14 protein-coding genes are annotated in these 17,219 nt (G+C 61.9%); 10 read left to right on the forward strand and 4 right to left on the reverse strand.

The features are described 5' to 3' along the window. Positions 1 to 108 precede the first annotated feature (108 nt). Positions 109 to 1,164 (reverse strand): LacI family DNA-binding transcriptional regulator, encoded by a 1,056-nt coding sequence (locus F7R20_RS25570; protein ID WP_003201523.1) that lies wholly within the window; start codon positions 1,162 to 1,164, stop codon positions 109 to 111. Between the two features lie 128 nt (positions 1,165 to 1,292). Between F7R20_RS25570 and F7R20_RS25575 the strand changes: the two genes are divergently transcribed. From F7R20_RS25575 to F7R20_RS25585, 3 genes are read left to right on the forward strand one after another with little or no spacing between them, the layout of a single operon-like run. Then, positions 1,293 to 2,216, forward strand: coding sequence for a TIM barrel protein (locus F7R20_RS25575; RefSeq protein ID WP_003201521.1), 924 nt, complete (start codon positions 1,293 to 1,295; stop codon positions 2,214 to 2,216). An 18-nt stretch (positions 2,217 to 2,234) separates the two neighbouring features. Next, on the forward strand, positions 2,235 to 3,404 hold the full coding sequence (locus tag F7R20_RS25580; RefSeq protein WP_003201520.1) for a Gfo/Idh/MocA family protein: 1,170 nt from the start codon (positions 2,235 to 2,237) through the stop codon (positions 3,402 to 3,404). A 42-nt stretch (positions 3,405 to 3,446) separates the two neighbouring features. Then, positions 3,447 to 4,349 carry a sugar phosphate isomerase/epimerase family protein gene (locus F7R20_RS25585; protein ID WP_003201518.1) on the forward strand — a complete coding sequence of 301 codons (903 nt, stop codon included), beginning with the start codon at positions 3,447 to 3,449 and terminating at the stop codon, positions 4,347 to 4,349. Between the two features lie 9 nt (positions 4,350 to 4,358). Here the strand turns inward: F7R20_RS25585 and F7R20_RS25590 are convergent, their stop codons facing one another. After that, the gene (locus tag F7R20_RS25590) at positions 4,359 to 4,817 is read right to left on the reverse strand and encodes a metallophosphoesterase family protein (RefSeq protein ID WP_003201516.1); all 459 of its coding nucleotides are present in this window, start codon (positions 4,815 to 4,817) and stop codon (positions 4,359 to 4,361) included. A gap of 127 nt (positions 4,818 to 4,944) precedes the next feature. Between F7R20_RS25590 and F7R20_RS25595 the strand changes: the two genes are divergently transcribed. The 3 genes from F7R20_RS25595 (at position 4,945) to F7R20_RS25605 (ending at position 10,597) form a co-directional block, all read left to right on the forward strand. Next, entirely contained in the window at positions 4,945 to 6,513 is a 1,569-nt protein-coding gene (locus F7R20_RS25595; RefSeq protein ID WP_013693271.1) for a sensor domain-containing diguanylate cyclase, read from the forward strand. 118 nt (positions 6,514 to 6,631) lie between these two features. Next, the gene (locus F7R20_RS25600; protein ID WP_013693270.1) at positions 6,632 to 8,632 is read left to right on the forward strand and encodes a peptidase U32 family protein; all 2,001 of its coding nucleotides are present in this window, start codon (positions 6,632 to 6,634) and stop codon (positions 8,630 to 8,632) included. Positions 8,633 to 8,857: 225 nt separating this feature from the next. After that, the gene (locus tag F7R20_RS25605) at positions 8,858 to 10,597 is read left to right on the forward strand and encodes a dipeptidase (RefSeq protein WP_003201511.1); all 1,740 of its coding nucleotides are present in this window, start codon (positions 8,858 to 8,860) and stop codon (positions 10,595 to 10,597) included. 183 nt (positions 10,598 to 10,780) lie between these two features. Here F7R20_RS25605 and F7R20_RS25610 read toward each other — a convergent pair whose 3' ends face one another. Beyond that, the gene (locus F7R20_RS25610) at positions 10,781 to 11,008 is read right to left on the reverse strand and encodes a DUF3079 domain-containing protein (RefSeq protein WP_027911723.1); all 228 of its coding nucleotides are present in this window, start codon (positions 11,006 to 11,008) and stop codon (positions 10,781 to 10,783) included. Between the two features lie 204 nt (positions 11,009 to 11,212). Between F7R20_RS25610 and F7R20_RS25615 the strand changes: the two genes are divergently transcribed. Genes F7R20_RS25615 through F7R20_RS25630 form a run of 4 tightly spaced genes read left to right on the forward strand, consistent with a single transcriptional unit; the run spans position 11,213 to position 14,340 of the window. Continuing rightward, a complete protein-coding gene (locus F7R20_RS25615; protein ID WP_003201507.1) occupies positions 11,213 to 11,743 on the forward strand; it encodes an iron transporter in 531 nt (176 codons plus the stop codon). A gap of 2 nt (positions 11,744 to 11,745) precedes the next feature. Next, positions 11,746 to 12,108: a cupredoxin domain-containing protein gene (locus F7R20_RS25620; RefSeq protein WP_003201504.1), complete on the forward strand. Its 363-nt coding sequence runs from the start codon at positions 11,746 to 11,748 to the stop codon at positions 12,106 to 12,108. Positions 12,109 to 12,130: 22 nt separating this feature from the next. After that, a complete protein-coding gene (locus tag F7R20_RS25625) occupies positions 12,131 to 12,985 on the forward strand; it encodes an FTR1 family iron permease (protein WP_003201502.1) in 855 nt (284 codons plus the stop codon). Next, on the forward strand, positions 12,973 to 14,340 hold the full coding sequence (locus F7R20_RS25630) for a 4Fe-4S binding protein (protein WP_003201500.1): 1,368 nt from the start codon (positions 12,973 to 12,975) through the stop codon (positions 14,338 to 14,340). Before F7R20_RS25625 ends, F7R20_RS25630 begins: the two co-directional genes overlap by 13 nt. A gap of 442 nt (positions 14,341 to 14,782) precedes the next feature. Here the strand turns inward: F7R20_RS25630 and F7R20_RS25635 are convergent, their stop codons facing one another. After that, the gene (locus tag F7R20_RS25635) at positions 14,783 to 17,203 is read right to left on the reverse strand and encodes an efflux RND transporter permease subunit (RefSeq protein ID WP_003201497.1); all 2,421 of its coding nucleotides are present in this window, start codon (positions 17,201 to 17,203) and stop codon (positions 14,783 to 14,785) included. Positions 17,204 to 17,219: the final 16 nt, after the last annotated feature.

A 17,219-nucleotide genomic window follows, 5' to 3' on the forward strand; every position in this document is an offset into this window, starting at 1 on the left:
CCTTTATAGTTGTACAGGAATATAGATTTGTACAGCTTTTCGAGAAGACATCGCTTAGTGGTCACGATGCTCATTTCGCAGAATGAATAAACCGGATCGAATGTTCCGCTATACGCTTTCCGATACATCAATCTGAAGCGACACCACCCGCCTCGGCGCCGGGCCTGGCGACGTGGCAGTCGCCGCTTCCACCAGGGCTTCGACTGCCTGTTCGGCCATGGTCACGACGGGATGAGAAAGTACCGCCTGGACCAGCCCCGTCTTCAACGCTTCGCGTGTCAACGGCGTCAGGTCGTGGCACACCACTACGGGTAAGCGAATCTGCTGTTCCTGGAGGCTGCGCAAGGCCCGCAACACGCCGGCGATGCCACCACCGGCCACATAAAGCCCTACCAGGTCAGGCTCTGCGGTGAGCAAGTCCAGCGTGTTGCCATACGCGAACTCATCGTCCTCCAGCGTCAAGCGCGACGCGAGCAGCTCCCATTCGCTGGAGTGCTCGGCCAGATAACTGCGAAAGCTCAGCTCACACAATTCCTGGCACTGGAAACGCTGGCTGCTGAGCATGACGGCCGCCGCCCCGGGCTGCCTCGCCAGACGGCTGATGAACCAGCCTGCCGTGCGGCCCGTGAGTCGATTGTCCAACCCGACATACCCCGTGCCGCTGGCGCTGGACAGCTCCGACAGCAGCGCCACCACCGAAACACCTGTCTTGCGCAATTGCGCAACCGCCTCCCGGACCCGGGGATGATCCACCGCCACCACGCCCAGCCCGTCCACTTGATCGCGCAGGGCCAGGATGCGTTGCGCCACGATGACCGGGTCGAGGTCGTCCAAATAGCCGATGACCACGCGGATCCGTGCTCGCGTGCAGGTCGCGGCAGCGTTCGACAACGCGTGGGCAAGCCCTTGGTAAAAAGGCACACCACTTTTCTGCAACAGGAAGCCAAGCCGCAAGGTCGGGCGGTCGTTGAGCACCCGCTGTTCGATAACGCCCTTGGCATGGAACCCCAACCGCGCGGCCGCCGCGGCAATGCGTTGGGCCGTGTCGGCGCGCACGTCGGCGCGCAGGTTCAGCACCCGGTCGACGGTCGACAGGCTGACCCCGGCTTCCCGGGCGACATCAGCCATGGTGGGGCGAAGCATTCGGCGTGGCTTTTCTGACATGTTTTGACACCTCCGCCAGGCATCATGAGGGGTTTTGACAGATTAAGCCAACCCCCCATGGCCCCCTCCCCGGCAACGCAATAGCATCAGGTCCAGCCCATAACAATAAACACAGCCGGAGTGCTTCCATGGCCATTCACATCTGTACAGCGCCCTGCTGTTGGGGCGTCGACGACGTCAAGAATCCTTTTCTGCCACCCTGGCCTCGCGTGCTCAGAGAAGCGGCCGAGGCCGGTTACCGCGGCATTGAACTGGGGCCCTATGGTTACTTGCCCCTGGACGCCGAAGGCGTAGGCCCGGCCTTGTCCGAACATGGCCTGCACGTGGTTGCCGGGACGATTTTCGACGACTTGGTCAACCCCGCCAACCTGCCTGAACTGCTGCGCCAGGCCCACGACATCTGCACGCTGCTCAAGCAGTTGCCCCCCATGGAAAAACAGCTCGGCCAACGCTTCGCCGGGCCCTACCTGGTGATCATCGACTGGGGCCACGAGGCACGCGACTACGCAGCCGGTCACTCGGACCGCGCCCCGCGCCTGGACGATGCACGCTGGAACACAATGATGGCGCACATCCGCGCCATCGCCGACATCGCCTGGCATCAATACGGCATCCGCGCCGTCATCCATCCCCACGCCGGTGGCTACATCGAGTTCGCCGACGAGTTGGCGCGCCTGGTGGACGACATTCCCGATGAGGTCGCCGGGCTGTGCCTGGACACCGGGCATCTCTATTACGCGGGCATGGACCCGGTCGCGTCGCTGCGCACCTACGCCCATCGCCTGGACTACCTGCACTTCAAGGACATCGACCCGGTGGTGTTCGACCAGGTGCTGAACGAACACATTCGCTTCTTCGCCGCCTGCGCCCGGGGCGTGATGTGCCCCATAGGGCGCGGCGTCATCGATTACCCGGCGCTGCACAGCCTGGTGCATGAACTGGGTTATGTGGGCTGCATCACCGTCGAACAGGAGCGTGACCCGCGCAACGCCGGGAGTAGCCTCGACGACGTGGCCGCCAGCCGCGCCTACCTGGCCCGCATCGGTTTCTGATCACACAAGGACAACGTCATGATCAACGGCAGCAAAACAATCACGCGGCCCATCCGTTGGGCCATGGTCGGTGGCGGCGAGCACAGCCAGATCGGCTACATCCACCGCTCGGCCGCCCTGCGCGACCGGAATTTCGAGTTGGTCGCCGCGGCGCTGGATATCGACCCTGCACGCGGCCAAGCCTTTGGTGAGCAACTGGGTATCGAGCCCCAGCGCTGCTATTCGGACTACCTCAGCCTGTTCGAGCTGGAAGCACAACGTCCCGATGGGATTGAAGCGGTGTCGATCGCCACGCCCAATGGCACCCACTACGCCATCACCCGGGCCGCCCTGGAAGCCGGGCTGCATGTGGTCTGCGAGAAACCGCTGTGCTTTACCCTCGAGCAGGCCGAGGCGCTGCGCACCCTGGCGCAAGCCAAGGGACGCATCGTTGGCTTGACCTACGGCTATGCCGGGCACCAGTTGATCGAACAGGCCCGGGCGATGATCGCGGCGCAGGCACTGGGCGAGATCCGCATGGTGCACATGCAGTTTGCCCATGGTTTTCACAGCGCACCGGTGGAGGCGCAGAACCAGGCCACCCAGTGGCGCGTCGATCCGCGCCAGGCCGGGCCCAGCTACGTGCTGGGGGATGTCGGCACGCACCCGTTGTATTTGTCCAAGGTGATGCTGCCCGATCTCAAGATCAAACGCTTGATGTGCAGCCGACAAAGCTTCGTCGCCAGCCGCGCCCCGTTGGAAGACAACGCCTACACCTTGATGGAATACGAAGGCGGCGCCATGGGCATGGTCTGGTCCAGCGCCGTGAATGCCGGTTCCATGCACGGGCAGAAAATCCGCGTGATCGGCTCCCGGGCCAGCCTTGAATGGTGGGACGAGCGGCCCAACCAACTGAGCTTCGAGATCCAGGGCCAGCCCGCGCAGATCCTGGAGCGCGGCATGGGCTACCTGCACGCCGACGCGCTGCAGGACGACCGCATCGGTGGCGGCCACCCCGAAGGGCTGTTCGAAGCCTGGTCCAATCTCTATCGCCGCTTCGCCCTGGCCATGGATGCGGCGAACCGTGGCGACAGCGAGGCACTGGCGGCCCTGCGCTACCCCGACATCGATGCCGGCGTGGAAGGCGTGCGCTGGGTCGAACGCTGTGTGGAATCAGCCAACCTGGATTCAACCTGGGTCGCCTATTGACCCCTCGCCACGGTAATGAGCATTACTTAACGGAGAACAACAATGAAAATCGCCCTCGACCCCTACATGCACCGCCACTTGAGTCTGCCGGACTTGTGCCGCAAGACCGCCGAGCTCGGTTTCGAATACCTCGAACTGTCGCCACGGGAAGATTTCCTGCCCTGGTGGGTACGCCCCCGCGCCCACAAGGAACGCATCGCCGAATTCAAGAAAGCCCTGCGCGACCACGATCTGCAACTGGCCTCGCTACTGCCGATGTATCGCTGGGCCAGCCCCCACGAAGACGAACGCCGGGCGGCGGTGAACTATTGGAAGGAAGCCATCCAGATCGCCGTGGAAATGGGTTGCACCACCATGAACTCGGAGTTTGGCCGTGGGCCGTCGCCTGATCGCGGGCATAAAGTCAGTTGCTGCGGTGGCGTGCACAGCCACGAGTCAAGCGAAGCGGCCTGGTGGCGTTCGATGGAAGAACTGGTGCCGATCCTGGAAGCGGAAGGCGTCACGCTGAACGTCGAGCCTCACCCGGAGGACTGGTGCGAGACCCTGCACCCGGCCCTCGACATGCTCAAGACCCTCGGCTCGGACAACGTCAAGTTCCTCTATTGCACGCCGCACACCTTCTATTTCGGCGATGACATGAAAGCCATGATCGCCGAGGCCGGGTCGATGATCGCCCATGTCCACATCGCCGACACCTACAACCACAAAGCCTCGTCCGGCCTGCGCTACATCGTCAACCCGCCCGGCGCCAAGGTCACCGTCCACCAGCACATGGACATGCACCAGGGCGAGATCGACTGGGACCTGTTCTTCAGTGAACTGGCCAAGACCGGCTTCGACGGCATCGTCACCGCTTGCGTGTTCGGCTGGGAAGAACGGGCGGATGAGTCCGGGCGCTTCATGCGCAAGGAAATCCAGTCCTACGTCGACAAATACTTCAAGTAAGCGTGTTCATTATTCCAACAACCGGACCAGCTGCGGCTCGATCGCACTAGCGCTCACCTCGACCAACGCCAGCGTCACCGGCAGCGTGAACCGCCGCCGGCCGGCGCTGCCAGGGTTCAGGTACAGCCGGTCGCCACGCCATTCGATGCCCGGTTTGTGGGAATGGCCGCTGATCACCCACTTCACGCCCGGGTCCAGCGAGTCCTGTACATCGGCGATGTCGTGAACCAGCAACACCTGCCATCCACACAGGTCGAATTGCAGGCGGTCAGCAAGCGGCCCAGCCCAATCGGCCCCCAGGTCATTATTGCCGCGCACCACGTGCAATGGCGCAATCGACGCCAATTGATCCAGAATCTCGGGGCCACCTATGTCACCGGCATGGATGATCCGCTCACACCCTTGCAATGCTGTCAGCGCTTGCGGGCGGAGCAGACCGTGGGTGTCGGAAATGACGCCAACTTTCATGAAATCTTTCTCCCCAATCGTGTATCGCCGGTTGTACCTGCTTCGTCGTAGCGAGCTAACTTGCTGAAATCGAATAAGATAGGCTGCGCATCAATAATGCGCAGACCCGTCGTAAAAGGAAATGTTGATGCTCGGACGCAAACGGCCAGAGCCAAAGATTGAAAACACTGATGAGGACTTTTCTCCCCAGAGCGCACGGGCTGGAGCGGCATTGCGCCTGACCGTGAGTTTCATGCTGGTGGTCATCATCGCGTTTCTGGCCGTCGAAGGCTGGCGCACCTGGCGGGATTATCGCGCGGCCTTTTCGTCCGCCCAGGATTCGGTGACGAACCTGGCACGGGCGACGGCCCAGCACGCCGAAGACACCATCCGACAAGTGGATGTGGTCACCGCCGCCCTCAGTGAACGGGTGGAAGGCGATGGCCTGCAGAACATGGACGTTGCGCGCATCCATAAGCTATTGGTGCAACAGGCCGCCATCATGCCGCAACTGCATGGGCTGTTTATCTATGGCCCGGACGGCCAATGGCTGGTAACGGACAAGGAAGTCATTCCGGAAACGGCGAACAACGCCGACCGCGACTACTTCCAATATCACCGTACCCACGAGGACCGGGGCGTGCGCATCGGCGAAGTGATCAAGAGCCGGTCCACCAACGACCTGATCATTCCGGTGTCCCGTCGCTTGAACAATCCCGACGGCTCGTTCGCCGGCGTGCTGCTCGGAACGGTCAAGGTCAGCTATTTCGTCGACTACTACGGCGACTTCAAGATCGACGACAAGGGCGCGCTGGTCCTGGCCACACGCAGCGGGACCATCCTGGTACGGCGTCCCTTCGTCGAATCGGTGATCGGCAAGAGCCTGGTCAACAGCGTGATCTTCAAGAACTACCTGCCCACGTCGAACCAGGGCACCGCGGAGGCCAGGGCCGTGGTCGACGATACCGAGCGGCTGTATGGCTTTCGAGCCCTGACCACCTACCCGTTGGTGGTGGAAGCCGGGTTGTCGCGCGAGTCCATCATCGCTCCGTGGCGGCGCGACCTGTTCAAGACCAGCTTCGTGCTGATTTTCCTGATCATGATCCTCGTCGGCTTCGGGCTCATCGTGCTGAGCCAGCTGCGCCACCGGATGACCATGGAAAAGCAGATCCGCAGCGCCCACCAGACCATGCGCGACATGGCGCTGACCGACAGCCTGACCGGGCTGGGCAACCGCAGGCGGCTGGACATCGCGTTGGCCGACGAGATTCGCCTGGCCAAGCGCCAGGGTTCTTCCCTGGCGTTGATCATGCTCGACGTCGACTACTTCAAGCGTTTCAACGACAGATACGGCCATGCTGCCGGCGACGACTGCCTGCGCGCGATTGCCACCGCGGTCAGGCAGACCATCAAAAGGCCGGGCGACCTGGCGGTCCGGTATGGCGGTGAAGAGTTCACCGTGTTACTGCCCAACACCGACAGCACGGGTGCCGCCAAGGTCGCGCAGCAAATCCTCGAAGCTGTCAGGGCCATGAACATTGAACATGGCGATCATCCCTTGGGCATCGTGACCATCAGCGCGGGCATCACCACCAGCCAGCCGAGCGGCGAGGACGTAACCCCGGCCATGCTGATCAAGGCGGCGGACGCCTTCCTGTACCTGGCCAAGAACACCGGGCGCAACCGTTGGTGCAGCGCCGACTCGACGCCTGGGTGAACTCCGCGGGACCGCCGCGCATCGGTCAAGATCGAGCAAACCCAAGTCCACAGGTGCCTGCAAGGCGCCTGGCGGCTACAATGCTCGCTTCGACCGTGACCAGCCTGACTAAAAACAAATGTCCTTGCCCAAACATCATCTGGAATTGCTCAGCCCCGCCCGCGACGTGACCATCGCCCGCGAGGCCATCCTGCATGGCGCCGACGCCGTGTACATCGGTGGCCCGAGTTTCGGCGCGCGTCACAACGCTTGCAACGAAGTGGGCGATATTGCCCGGCTGGTGGAGTTCGCCCATCGCTACCACGCCCGTGTGTTCACGACCATCAACACCATCTTGCATGACAACGAGCTGGAACCGGCCCGCCAACTGATCCACCAGTTGTACGATGCCGGCGTCGATGCGCTGATCGTCCAGGACCTTGGGGTAATGGAGCTGGATATTCCACCCATCGAGCTGCATGCCAGCACCCAGACCGACATCCGCACCCTGGCCCGGGCAAAGTTCCTCGACCAGGCCGGTTTCTCGCAACTGGTATTGGCCCGTGAGCTGAACCTGCAGGAAATCCGCGCCATTGCCGATGAGACCGACGCGGCCATCGAGTTCTTCATCCACGGCGCGCTGTGCGTGGCGTTTTCCGGCCAGTGCAACATCTCCCATGCCCAGAACGGCCGCAGCGCCAACCGTGGCGACTGCTCCCAGGCCTGTCGCCTGCCCTACACCCTCAAGGACGACCAGGGCCGGGTGGTCGCCTACGAAAAACACCTGCTGTCGATGAAAGACAACAACCAGAGCGCCAACATCCGCGCCCTGGTCGAAGCCGGCGTGCGCTCATTCAAGATCGAAGGCCGCTACAAGGACATGGGTTATGTGAAGAACATCACCGCCTATTACCGCCAGCGCCTGGACGATGTCCTCGAAGACCGTCCGGACCTGGCCCGCGCGTCCAGCGGCCGCACCGCGCACTTCTTCGTCCCCGACCCGGACAAGACCTTCCACCGTGGCAGCACCGACTATTTCGTCAGCGAACGCAAGATCGACATTGGCGCCTTCGATTCGCCGACCTTTACCGGCGTGCCGGTGGGCGTGGTGGAAAAAGTCGGCAAGCGCGACCTGCAAGTGGTGACCTTCGATCCGCTGTCCAACGGCGACGGCCTCAATGTGCTGGTCAAGCGCGAAGTCGTCGGTTTCCGCGCCAACATCGCCGAGCCCAAGGGTGAGTTCGAAGAGGACGGCCAGAAGCGTTACCGCTACCGCGTCGAACCCAACGAGATGCCGGCCGGCATGTACCAGTTGCGCCCCAACCACCCGTTGAGCCGCAACCTGGACCACAACTGGCAGCAGGCGTTGCTCAAGACATCCTCCGAACGCCGTGTCGGCCTGGCCTGGGGTGCGCGCCTGCGTGAAGAACGCCTGGAACTGACCGCCACCAGCGAAGAAGGCATCAGCGCCAGCGTCGCCCTGGATGGGCCGTTCGGCGTGGCCAACAAGCCGGAACAGGCCCTGGAGCAATTGCACGACCTGCTCGGCCAACTGGGCACCACCGAATACCACGCCACCGCGATCGAGCTGGATGCGCCCCAGGCGTTCTTCATCCCCAACTCGCAGCTCAAGGCGTTGCGCCGCGAAGCCATCGAAGCCCTGACCGCCGCCCGCATCAAAGCCCATCCACGCGGTGGCCGCAAGGCCGAGACCAACCCGCCGCCGGTGTACCCGGAGTCGCACCTGTCGTTCCTGGCCAACGTCTACAACCAGAAGGCCCGGGACTTCTATCATCGTCACGGCGTCAAGCTGATCGACGCGGCGTTCGAGGCCCACGAGGAAACGGGTGAAGTGCCGGTGATGATCACCAAGCACTGCCTGCGCTTCTCGTTCAACCTCTGCCCCAAGCAGGCCAAGGGCGTCACTGGCGTGCGCACCAAGGTGGCACCGATGCAACTGATACACGGTGATGAAGTGCTGACGCTGAAGTTCGACTGCAAACCCTGCGAAATGCATGTGGTCGGCAAGATCAAGGGACACATCCTGGACCTGCCATTGCCCGGCAGCACGGCGCAGCCCGTGGTCGGTCACATCAGCCCTGAAGACCTGCTCAAGACGATCCCCCGCGCCCCGCATTAAACCAATACCCAGCCATGCCCATGTGGGAGCAAACTTGCTCCCACAGGGTTTTTCGGGTGTTTGATGGCCCTGCGCCATTTTTCATTTCTGCGCCGTTTTTGCTTCGCGGTGCGACAGATTCTCCTGCAGGACTCCCCCACCACTTCCTCGCGGTGTTAGGTTGCAACGGTTTGTGTCATCAAATCAGACACTTCCCTCCTACCGCCTGCCAAGGAATGCCCAGCAATGGACTTCTCGCTCAAACACCTGGCCGTGACCACCCTGCTGTTGTCCAGCCTCGCTTCGATCACCACACCAGCATTCGCCAACATCAGCGCCCAACAGGGCGCAGCCATCGTCAAAACCTTCTCCAACACCTCAGTTACCGATTTCAGGCAGTTCCTGGCCGACGTGGCCAAGAGCGACCTGGGCAAAGCCGCCAACCTCGGCCCGGCCATCAGCGCGTTCCAAGGCAACACAACCCTTTCGGCTGAACAGCAGAATGAAATCCATCGCCTGCTGGGCCTCTATGCCCGAGTGAAATACGGCCAAGCGGCCACCGAGACACTGAAGGAACTGGTCGCCATCCCGACTTTTCGCAAGGACGGCGTTGCCCAGCACGAGAACCCGGAGTTTCTCAAGATCGCCGACAAGATCAAAAGCCTGGCCGAGGCGTTCAACCTCAACTTCCGCAACATCGACAACCGTGTCTATGAGATTTCCCTCGAAGGCAGCGGCGACGAAGTCGTGGGCATTCACGCCCATGCCGACGTGGTGCCGGTAACACCGGATAACTGGGTGTTGAAAGATGGCACTCGCCTCGACCCGTTCAAGGTCACCCAGGTGGGCGACCGCATGTATGGCCGCGGTACCGAGGACGACAAGAACGGCATCGTGGTCGCGCTCTATGCCATGAAAATCATCAAGGAAGAGAAACTGCCGCTGGCGCGCAACTTCAAGCTGCTGGTCGACACCACCGAGGAAACCACTGGCGACGCCATCCCCTATTATTTCGAACGCAACCCGACGCCCAATTACAACCTGGCGCTGGATGGCGGCTACCCCGTAGTGATTGCCGAGAAAGGCTATGGCACCGTCATGGCGAACTTCACCCGGCGCGCGGCACAGGGCAAGGGGGCAGAAATTACCGCGCTGACGGGCGGCCTGGCGACCAATCAGATTCCGTCGACGTCCGTTGCCACCTTCGCCAGCGACAAGCCCGCCGAACTGGCTGCCAGCCTGCTCAAAGCCGCTACCGACTATGCCAAGCGCAACGGTGGCAACTTCGAAGTGAGCACCCAGGTCGTCGGCAAGGACGTCCAACTTACCTTCACCGGCGTTTCCGCCCACTCCTCCGAACCCGAGTCAGGCGTCAACCCGGTGGCAAGGATGCTGGGGTTCATCAATGGCCTGGATGGCAAGGTCACGCTCAAACACAACCACATCACCGACGCCGCCCGCTATGCCGCTGACAACTGGGGGCTCGACTACCTGGGTAAAAAACTGGGAATCGGTTTTTCCGATGCCTTCATGGGCCCGCTGACCGCGTCCCTGACCTACGTTGGCATGGATGAGAAGACCCTCAAGCTGGCGGTCAACCTGCGGGTGCCGGTGGGCAAGACCACGGAAGCCCTCAAGACTGAAATCGCCGGCAAACTGGCCGCCTGGAGCAAGAAATCCCACATTGCGGTGGCCTTCGACTATTCCATTGACGAGCCGATGTACCGCAACCCTGAGGGTGAATGGGTCAAGGCGCTGCTGGCCGTGGCAAGTGAAAACCTCGGTATGGAACACAAATACGGCACCTCTGCCGGCGCCACTTCGGTTCATGACTTGCCCAATGGCGTGCAATTCGGCCTGGCCATGCCCGACGTCAAGTACACCGGTCACAACGACAACGAGTTCAAGACAGTCGAGCAATTCCTGCTGGACCTGCAGATCGTGACCGAGATGATGGGGCGGATCGGGCAATTGCCGAAGTTGTAAAACACCGTGCCCTGAGAATGCTGCCGCTAGGGCGTAGGAACTGTGTAGGAGCTGTCGAGTGCAACGAGGCTGCGATCTTTCCCCTGACACTTGAATCTCAAGCGAAAGATCAAAGGATCAAAAGATCGCAGGCTTCGCCAGCTCCTACGGCCCAGCGGGAGCAATCCCTGGCCACAGGTTTATTCATTCCTTCGGGTGAGTGGCGCTTGGATCGATGACCTTGGCGGTAATGTCGACCAGCTCCAGCCCCCAATCCCCGTGCAGGTACCAATCCTCCCCGATCATCTCGGCCGGGTGCATCGTTCGATCGGCGCCGTTGCCGCAGGCCAGCGCACTGGTCGGACAGTAACGATCACAACCCCAGCAAATGCGCTCGGGATGTTTGGGACTGATGGGAAAGGGCTTTGCCATGACGACCCCGTATAACTGATGGGTGTACCCGCACCCTACCGCGTCGGGGCGCAGTGCCCCTTGATCCCGATCAAGAACAACCGCGCAGGAACCAGTCGGCATTCGTCGTTGGAAAATTCGCGCTAAAAATTGACAAGAATCATTATTATTCGCAGCAAAGCTTCCTAGACTCGGCGCCATCGTTTAGCCAACCAGGAAGTCATCATGCGCACACTTGCAACTCTGCCTCTGGCCTTGCTGTTTCTCGCACCGCTGGCCCAGGCCAAGGAATACCCCATCGGCGAACCGCAACTGTGCCCAGGACTGGAGGTCGGTGCGGTGTATTTGCAGCCGATTGAAATGGCCCCGGCCGGGATGATGCGGGCCACGGCCGATTCCGACGTGCACCTGGAAGCCGACATCCGCGCCACGGCGGACAATAAGCAGGGCTTCCAGGAAGGCAGTTTCGTGCCCTACCTCAATGTGTCATTCCAACTGAAGAAACAAGGCAACGACACCGAACTCAAGGGTGATTTCCACGCCATGGTCGCCAACGACGGGCCGCACTATGGCGACAACGTCAAGCTGCTCGGCCCTGGCAAATATCAACTGACATTCACTGTCCTGCCGCCTGGCGGCCATGGCTCCCTCGGTCGTCATACCGACAAGGAAACCGGCGTGGCGCCATGGTTCGAACGCTGCGAACTGCATTATGAATTCGTCTACGCCGGGATCGGTAAAAAAGGCGGGTACTGAGCATGAGCCGCTCATCCTGCCCACGGCACGTCACGACTCATCGACGCCTGGCCTGGTTGACGCTGGCCGGTTTGCTGCTGCCCTCGATCGCCCAAGCCGAACTGCCGACCTATGAGCTGAGCATACGCGACGGGCATTTCACGCCGGCGCAACTGGAAGTGCCGGCCGGGCAACGCTTCAAGATCGTGCTGAAGAACATCGGCCAGGGCCCGGCGGAGTTCGAAAGCACGCCTTTGCGCGTCGAGAAAGTGCTCTCGCCCGGCGTCACGACCTTCGTGGTCATCCACCCGCTGCGCCCCGGGCACTATCCGTTTTTCGACGAATTCAATCCGCAACTGCCCGAGGGCGGGATTCTCGCCGAGTAATCGGTCAGCAGGAGGCGTTTGCATGACTCAATCGATGTTTATTGTCTGGCGCGAAAGCGTCGAGGCGTTGTTAGTGATCGGGATTCTCCAGGCCTGGGTCAGCCGACAACACCAGGCCAGCCAGCTGTTGCGCTATGTATGGACCGGCGCCGCGCTGGGCCTGTTGCTTTCGGGCGTGCTGGCCGGCCTGATCCTGCTGGCCGGCGAGGCCATGAGCGGGACGGCCAATGAATGGTTCCAGGCGTCGCTGGCTCTGGTCGCCAGCCTGCTGATCGTGCAGATGGTCGGCTGGATGCACCGAAACGCGAGGACGCTCAAGCATGACCTGACGCGCCACGCCGACCAGCGCCTGAGCCGTCAGGGCGGCCTGGGGCTGTTGGTGCTGGCGCTGCTGGCGGTCAGCCGCGAAGGCAGTGAAACCGTGGTGTTCCTGTATGGCGCCGGTGCGCGCCTGCAAGGGCCGCAACTGAGCTTGTTCGCCGTCGCTGCGCTGGCCGGGCTGGTGCTGTCGCTGCTGACCGTCTCCTTGCTGCACAGCAGTCGCCGGTTCATCTCATGGCCGCGTTTCTTTGCCATCAGCGAAGCGATCCTGCTGCTGTTGGGGGCAGCGTTGCTGGTCAGCGGTATCGAGCGGGTCGGCGGGCAACTGCTCGCGATGGATTGGCCTGAGGCGGTGTATCGCGGCATTGGCGACGCGCTGTGGGACAGTAGCGCGATACTCGACGACGGCCATGGCTTCGGCGGGTTCCTGGCGGACTTCACCGGGTATCGGGCCAGCCCGAGTGCGATGACGCTGCTGGTGTGGCTGGGCTATTGGGGCGTCGTCGCGGGCTGGCTGCGGCCGCGCAAGGCGGAAAACCTGCCATGCCCGACCTGAACCCCTGGCTCCAACGCCTGGGCGACGGCATGCGGCGCCACGGTGCAACCATTCGTACCGTGCAATGGGCGGTGGTGCTGTTCTACGCGGTGCTGCTGGTGGTGCCGACCCTGCTGCCATTGCCCAACAGCCAGGCACACCTGTTCGACAATCTCACACTGCTGGCACAGTTTCTGTTCTGGGGCCTGTGGTGGCCGTTCGTGTTGCTGTCGATCGTGTTGTTCGGGCGGCTCTGGTGTGGCGTGCTGTGCCCGGAAGGCGCCCTGAGTGAATGGGCCAGCCAGTACGGCAAGGGCTTCGGGGTGCCGCGCGGATTGCGCTGGGCTGGCTGGCCCACCTTGGCGTTCTGCCTGACCACACTCTACGGTCAATTGATCAGCGTCTACGACTACGCCCAGGCTGCATTGCTGATCCTGGGCGGCTCGACCGTCGCCGCGGTGATCGTCGGCCTGTTGTTCGCCCGGGGCAAGCGGGTGTGGTGCCGTTACCTGTGCCCGGTCAGCGGCGTCTTTTCCCTGCTTGCTCGCTTGGCGCCGGTGCACTTTCAGGTGGACGAACAACGCTGGCTGGAAAACCCCGCACCGCGTCGCCCTCCTCCCAACTGCGCGCCCTTGCTGGACATCCGCCGCATGCGTGGCGCCGCCGATTGCCACGCCTGTGGTCGCTGCAGCGGCCAGCGCGATGCGGTGCGCCTGATTGCCCGCTCCAGCAGCGAAGAAATCCTGCACTCGACGGCTAACACCCTCTCGCCATGGGATGTTCGCTTGCTGTTGTTCGGTGTCATCGGCCTGGCCATGGGCGCCTTCCAGTGGACTGTCAGCCCATGGTTCATCGACCTCAAGCAAAGCCTGGCCCAATGGCTGGTCAGTCATGATTGGCTCTGGGCACTCCAGGACAACGCGCCGTGGTGGCTGTTGACGCACTATCCGCAACTCAATGACAGTTTCAGTTGGCTCGACGGTTTTTGCATCGTCGCGTACCTGGGCATGAGTGCACTGCTGATAGGCACTTCACTGATGCTGCTGATGCGCCTGGCGGCACGCCTCTCGGGTGACAACACACAATATCCGCCCTTAGCCATCACCCTGACGCCCCTCGGCGGTGCTGGGTTGTTCCTCGGCTTGTCGGCCACCACGGTCAAACTGCTGCGCTATGAAGGAATGCTGCTGGAATGGGTACAACCGGCACGGGCCGGGTTGCTGGTAGCGGCGATAGCCTGGAGTTTATGGCTGGGCTGGAAACGCCTGCAGCAGACGCAGACTCCAGCGATCCAACGATCGCCAGCCATGGCATGCCTGGTCATGGCCAGCAGCCTGGTGGGTTATGGCTGGTGGCTGCAGTTCTGGGGATGGTGATGTGCTCACAACACCCTGTAAGTGCGAGCTTGCTCGCGATGAGGCCGGCACATTCAACATCACCAAAGAATGACATACCGCCATCGCGAGCAAGCTCGCTCCCACAGGGGAAACGCGGTCCCACCAAGAACTAGGTCGGCTATAAGGCCGCCTCGCGGTGGATGTTGATCTCGGCGCCCCGTTAACCACGCTGGCTGAACGAAGGTATTGCGCAGTGGGCAACCCGGCATGGATGCCGGGTTAGCCGCGCTGGGCCATGGATGGCCCTTCGCGGCGGCCCTCGGAGCAATGCCTTCGTTCAGGCATGCCGAGCCTAGGCGAGGCACCGAGTGGTGGGGCAAAAGCGCTTTGGTTACTTTCGCGCTTTTCGAAAGTGACCCGCCGTAAGGGCGGAACCATAAGCCGCCGTTACCTAAATAACGGATATACCCCCCAAAAGCCGTCAGCCCCGAACCCACCCCCCCTGCCGACTCAACTCAGGCTTTTTTAAAAACACCCTCTGCGGCAACAGCAACCAAGCCAACGCCGGCAGCAAGATCAAGGCCCCCAGCATGTTCACCAAAAACATGAAGGCCAGCAAAATCCCCATATCAGCCTGAAACTTGATCGGCGAGAACGCCCAGGTCGACACCGCCACAGCCAATGTCATGCCCGTCAACAACACCACTTTGCCGGTGAACAGCAGCGCCTGGTAATACGCCTGGGCCAAGGTGTCACCGGCCCGCATCCGCGCCAGGATCACGCTCAACACATAGAGCGCATAATCGACCCCGATGCCCACGCCCAGTGCGATTACCGGCAGTGTCGCGACTTTCACCCCCATGCCCAGCCCCACCATCAGCGCCTCGCACAGGATCGAGGTGAGCATCAGCGGCAGCATCGCGCACAGGGTTGCGCGCCAGCTGCGGAAGGTCACCAGACACAGCAGACTGACTGCGCCATAGACCCAGAACAGCATCTCGCGCATGGACTTCTTCACCACGATATTGGTCGCCGCTTCGATCCCCGCACTGCCGGCCGCGAGCATGAACTTGACCTCTGGCATCTGATGCCCGGCGATAAACTGCTCACTGGCCTCCACCACCCGGTTCAAGGTATCAGCCTTGTGATCGGCCAGGTAGACGTACAGCGACAGCATCGAGCAGCCCTGATTGAACAGCTCTCGCGGGGCGCGGGTTTGCACGGCACCCAGTGCGCCGTCATTGGGGATCAGTTCATACCATTTGAAGTTGCCTTCGTTATACCCGGCCGTGGCGATCTTGCTCAGCGCTGCCATCGAGGTGGTCGATTCCACGCCGGGCAATTGCTCCAGTTGCCAGGCCAGCGCGTCTACCGCAGACAGGCTGGCGTAACGGGTGCATTGATCCTCGGGGGTCTTGATCATGACCACGAAAATATCCGAGCTGGCCGCATAGTTCTGGGTCATGAACAACGCATCGCGGTTGTAGCGCGAGTCGGCACGCAACTCTGGAGCGCCGGGGTCCAGATCGCCGATTTTCAGGTGCAGGCTCACGGCAAAACCAAACGCGGCCAACAGCAAGCCAGCCAACATGGCGCCCGTGGCCCAGCGCCGTTGGGTGAACAAATCGAGCACACGCCACAGGGGATGCTTGATCTGCGCCTGTTGCTCTGTGGTTTCCGCACTCAGGCTGCGTTGCGCCGCCGCCGGGCTGACGCCGATATAGCTGAGCAGGATCGGCAGCAGGATCAGGTTGGTGAAAATCAGCACTGCCACCCCGAGGCTGGCGGTGATCGCCAGGTCCTGGATCACCCGAATGTTGATCAGCAGCAGCACCGCGAAGCCCACCGCATCACAGAGCAAAGCGGTGATGCCGGCGGCGAACAGTCGACGGAAGGTATAGCGCGCGGCAACCACCCGGTGAGTACCGCGGCCGATGTCCTGCATGATGCCGTTCATCTTCTGCGCGCCATGGCTCATGCCAATGGCGAACACCAGGAACGGCACCAAGGCCGAGTAAGGGTCCAGCTCATAGCCGAGCAGCGCTAGCAGCCCCAGTTGCCAAAGCACCGCCGCCAGTGAACAGATCACCACCACCAAGGTGCTTCGCGCGCAACGGGTGTAGCCAAACAGCACCAAGACCGTCACCAGTACCGCCACCACGAAGAACAGCAATACCTGGGTCATGCCCTCGATCAGGTCGCCGACGATCTTGGTAAAGCCGGTGATATGAATCCGCAGGTCATCGGTCTGGTACTTGTCTCGCAGCGCCTCCAGTTGCCGGGAGAACTCGCCATAGTCCAGCGCCTTGCCCGTCTGCGGATTGATTTCCAGCAACGGCACGAAGATCACGCTGGATTTGAAGTTGCCGGCGACCAATTGCCCGACTTCCCCGGAGCGGGCCACGTTGGTCCGCACCTGCTCGAGGCTGGTGGCCGAGCCATCGTAATCGTCGGGGATCACCGTGCCGCCGTCGAGCCCGTCTTCGGTCACGGCAGTCCAGCGCGTGGTCGGGGTCCATAACGATTTCATGTAGGGGCGGTCGACGCCCGGCAGCAGATAGAGCTCGTCGTTGAGCCTGGCCAGGGTGTCGAGGTAGTCCTTGGTGAAAATGCTCCCCTGCTTGACCTCCACGGCGATGCGCAGCGAGTTGCCCAGGCCGCTCAGTTCCTTGCGATTCTCCAGGAAATTGGCGACGTAGGGATGCCCCGTGGGGATGGTCTTTTCGTAGCTGGCATTGATGCCGATGTGCGTGGCTTGCCAACCGAGCACCAACGTCACCAACAGACACAGCAGGACCACCAGCGGTCGATGGTTGAAGATCGCCCGCTCAGCGAAGTTGCCCGACGCCCGGTCAAAGTCTTCCTGGCGGCCGATCACGGTTTGGGTTCTGTCGTCTTTCAAGTTTGACTCCTGTTGC

The organism is Pseudomonas brassicacearum subsp. brassicacearum, assembly GCF_008801605.1.
Lineage (GTDB): Bacteria > Pseudomonadota > Gammaproteobacteria > Pseudomonadales > Pseudomonadaceae > Aquipseudomonas > Aquipseudomonas brassicacearum.